General features: G+C 75.4%; 3 protein-coding genes. 2 read left to right on the top strand and 1 reads right to left on the bottom strand.

Annotation, left to right across the window (positions count from 1 at the left end; all coding sequences use genetic code 11):
- Positions 1–182: 182 nt before the first annotated feature.
- Positions 183–2,030 carry a glutaminase gene (locus D8M29_RS09140; protein WP_036338182.1) on the top strand — a complete coding sequence of 616 codons (1,848 nt, stop codon included), beginning with the start codon at positions 183–185 and terminating at the stop codon, positions 2,028–2,030.
- A 43-nt stretch (positions 2,031–2,073) separates the two neighbouring features.
- Here D8M29_RS09140 and D8M29_RS09145 read toward each other — a convergent pair whose 3' ends face one another.
- The gene (locus D8M29_RS09145; protein ID WP_036338179.1) at positions 2,074–3,672 is read right to left on the bottom strand and encodes a TIGR01777 family oxidoreductase; all 1,599 of its coding nucleotides are present in this window, start codon (positions 3,670–3,672) and stop codon (positions 2,074–2,076) included.
- A gap of 72 nt (positions 3,673–3,744) precedes the next feature.
- On the opposite strand from D8M29_RS09145, the gene D8M29_RS09150 reads away from it, so the two are divergent.
- Positions 3,745–4,154 (top strand): methylated-DNA--[protein]-cysteine S-methyltransferase (locus D8M29_RS09150; RefSeq protein WP_127445918.1); only part of this gene is annotated, 410 nt, incomplete at its 3' end.

Raw genomic sequence — 4,154 nt, forward strand, 5'->3', positions numbered from 1 at the left:
TCCAGCGCCGCTTCGAGGTCGGGCAGGGCGGCCGCGAACGTCAGGCCAGCGCCGAGGCGGCCGAGGGCGGCGGCGAGGGCGGAGGGGACGGAGACGGGATCGACGGGGGTGGGCATCGGGACCCATTGTGCCCGCCTCCGCCACGCTGTCCCGGGACCGTCCCACTGACTAGGCTGTGACCCATGACCACACCCGTCCAGGAGCACCTCGATCGCCTCACGTCGGCCCACGCGGGCGAGGGGGAGGTCCCGGACGGGCTGGGCGTCGCGATGCTCCTGGTGGACGGGCACCGCTACGTCTCCGGATCCATGACGCCCGTGCCGCTCGCCACGCTCGCCTCTCCCCTGTTCCACGCGCAGGCCCTCGAGGACCTCGGCGCGGTGCGGGTGGGCGAGCGAGTGGGAGCCGTCCCCGTGCGCGACCTGGACCACCGGGTCGAGGTGGACGCCGTCACGGGCCTGCCGCACAACCCGCTGCAGAACGCGGGCGCGGTGGCCACCGCCTCCCTCGTGAAGGGCCGCGGTGGCCGCGACCGCACCGCGCGCATGATGCAGCTGCTCTCCGCCCTGTTCGACCGCGAGGTCACCGTCACGGAGTCGGCCGCGCGTGCGGAGAACCGCGCCCAGCACCACACCCGGTCCGCTGCCTGGCTGATGAAGTCCCTCGACACGCTGGACGCCGACCCCGAGACGCTGCTCGAGGACATCGCCACGGTGCGTGCCGCCGCCGTGACCGTGGAGGACCTCGCCCTGCTCGCCGGCACCCTCGCGCACGGCGGCGTCCACCCCGTCACCGGGGACCGTGTGCTGAGCGAGGAGACGGTCCGCGGTGTGCTGTCCGTGATGGACTCCTGCGGCATGGACACCCGGGACTCCCGATGGGCGTACGACGTCGGCCAGCCCGGCTGGGCGTCCACGCGCGGCGGCACGGTGCTCGTGGTGGTGCCGGGCCACCTCGGTCTGGCGCTGCAGTCGGACACGACGGACGAGAACGGGCTCGGCGCCGCGGCGATGGCCGCCCTGCGGACTATCGTCGAGGACTTCGAGCTGCACCCGTCGGTGGTCACCGGTTCCCCGCGCGCGGCCCTGCGCACCCACTACCGGATCGATCAGGCGCCCTCGGGCACGGTGCGCAGCGCCGTCGTCCTCGAGGCGCTCGGGCGGTTCGCGGACACCGTGCACGTCATGGAGCTGGGCGGTCACCTCGGCTTCAGCCAGGTGGACGCGATCGCCCGCGTCAGCCGCGGTCTGCCGGAGGCCCTCGAGACGCTCGTGGTGGACATGCGCTCGGTCAGCTCCATCTCCCGCCCGGCCCGCCTGCTGGTGGCCCAGTGGTTCGCCCGCGCGCTGGGCAACGGGCTCGACGTCGTCGTCGTGGACCGGGACGCCGCCGAGATGAAGGAGCTGATGTCGGCCGTCGAGGAGTCCGTGGAGGTGGACCTGCCCGAGCCGCTGCAGGATGAGGCCGAGGGGGTGGACCCCGCCGCCGAGGGCGCGCAGTTCGTGTTCTTCGACTCCCGCTCGCGGGCCGCCCAGTGGGCCGAGCAGCGGCTGCTCTCCCGGCACGCCCCCCACCTGCTGCCGCGGGACGCCCAGGAGGCGGCCGTAGCACCCCTGCTGCAGCACCTCTCCGCGGACGATGCGCGCCTGCTCGAGTCCATGATGGACGAGCGGGTCTACTCGGACGGCCAGATCATCCGTCGCGCCGGCCAGCCGTTCGGCGGCATCTACGTGATCGTCTCCGGCACCGTGGAGCTCTCGGGCCAGGGCACGGGCAGCCGTCGTGTGCGCCGCACCCTGCTCACCCCGGGGATGACGTTCGGCGAGATGGCCCTCGGCCAGCCGGGCCGTCAGCCCTCCACCGTTCGCGCGCGCGGGCCGGTGACGGCGCGAGTCCTCACCGCCCAGGTGATGGTCGCGCTCCAGGAGGGCTTCCCCCAGCTGGCCCTGGCCCTCTGGGAGGCGCTGGCCCGCGACGCGTTCACCGCGCTGAGCCAGCTCATCCGGGAGACCGGCGCGCTGCAGGACTGACAACCCGCGGGGGCGGCGTCCCGGGGGACGCCGCCCCACCCCGTCACCGCCCGAGCACGTGGCGCAACGCGCCCTCCAGCTCGGGGTCGCGCATGTCGTAGCCGGAGGCGACCAGTCGGTCCGCCACGACCTTCTGGTCCGCCGCCACGGTCTCCACCCGGCCCTCCTCACCCAACAGTAGGCGCGGCCCGGCGTCGGGCACCGGGATGACCGCCGGCCGGTGCAGCACCCGCCCGAGGACGGTGGCGAACTCCCGGGCCGTGACCGGCTCCGGCGCCACCGCGTTCACCGGGCCGGTGACGCCGTCGTCGATCACCGCGTGGGCGAAGGCGCCGGCGATGTCATCGGCACCGATCCAGCTCAGCCACGGGCTGCCGTCGTGGCTCTCCCCGCCCGAGGTCGCGACCGGGCCGCCGAGGCCCGCGAGGAACAGCGGCAGCACCTGCTGCAGCATGCCTCCGGCCGGGCTCAGCACCACGCCGGTCCGCAGCATCGCCACCCGGATGCCGGCCGCCTCGGCGCGCCGGGCCTCCGCCTCCCAGTCCGCGACGACCTCGGCGAGGAAGTCGTCCCCGGGCTCCAGATCCTCGACGAGGCCGCTGCCGAACGGGCCCGTGCCCGCGTCCGCCCCGTAGTACCCGATCGCCGAGCCGTTCACGAGTGCCCGCACCCGCGCGTCGTCCCCCTCCCGTGCGGCGATCCGGGCGAGCGCGTCCACGAGGGTGCGCGTGCCGCGGACGCGCGAGTCGTGCACGGCCTCCTTGTGCGCGTCCGTGAACCGGCCCGCGATGGGCTCGCCCGCCAGGTTCACGACGACGTCGGCCTCGGCCAGGGCGTCCTCATCCACGGTCTCCCGGCCGGGGTCCCACAGCGCCGCGTCCAGCGCACCGGCCCTCTTCGGGCTCCGCACGAGCCGGATGACGCGGTGGCCGCCGGTGGTGAGCAGGGCACAGAGCTGCCGACCGATCAGTCCACCGGACCCCGTCACGGCGACCGTGCGGGCCGGCCCGCCGACGAGGGGGCCGGGGTGGGCGGCGTGGAAGTCCAGGTCATCGGCCATCACGCGGGCGCGGTAGGCGAACTGGCGGCCCAGCTCCGCCTCGAACGCCTCGTGGGTGCGGCGCGAGGCCGCGGCGCCCAGACCGGGCACGCGGGACACCAGGGACTCCCCCGGCAGGGCGTACTCGATGTGGTCCGTCACGACCGTGCCGCGCCGGCCGTCCGCCGTGTCCGCCTCACCGGGCGCGGCGTCGTCGAGCAGGTGGGTGTGCCGCCAGGAGGCGAGGGGACCGGAGACCATCTCGTCCCGGAACATGCGGCCCTCCTCGTAGGCCGTGTGGCGGGCTCGCCACGGCACCGCGGGCGCGGCCCCACCGGGCAGGCGGGAGGCGACGGCGTCCGGCAGCAGGCCGGTGAGCATCCCGTGGGCCGCGCCGGCGAACAGGCCGGCCGCCCCGGGGGCCTGGATGCGCAGCCGCGACTCGGAGCCCACGCGGAGGCCGTCCGTGGGCCCCTGGACCACCTCGCCGGCGAAGGGCGGGGTGAGCCGCTCCAGCGCGCCGGGGTTCTCCAGCCAGCGGAAGACGACCTCACGCGGGTGGCGCAGGAGGGTGCGATGCTCGAAGACGCGGATCTCGGTCATGGACGCCAGCCTGACACAGGGAGGGGACGCGCGAACACCTGTCCGGGCCGGGCCGTGCAGGACAATGAGGGGATGGACCTGCTTCCCGAGCTGCGCTGGACCGCCGCCGCCCTGCCCGCCACCGAGCTCACCCTCGTGGCCGTCTTCTCCCCCGAGGACCAGACGGTGCGCGCCTCCGGCGTGGCCGTGCCGGAGGACTCGGAGCCCCCCGCCGCCGCGATCGGGCGCCTCCTCGAGACGCTCATGGACCGGCTCGTGGCCCTGGACCCGGAGACCGCCGACCGCGAGATGAACCCGCGCCCCGTGGAACCGCGTCCGGGTGCGTCCCAGCCCGTCGCCGACGCCCTGGCCGCCTACGCCGCGGGGGACGTGGCCGCGCTCGACGCCCTCGACGTCACCCAGCCGGGCACCGCGTTCCGGCAGCGGGCGTGGCGGGAGCTGCGCGGCATCGCCCCCGGCTCCCCCGCCACCTACGGCGGCCT

It is taken from the genome of Micrococcus sp. HSID17227 (assembly GCF_003989405.1).
Taxonomy (GTDB): Bacteria; Actinomycetota; Actinomycetes; order Actinomycetales; family Micrococcaceae; genus Micrococcus; species Micrococcus luteus.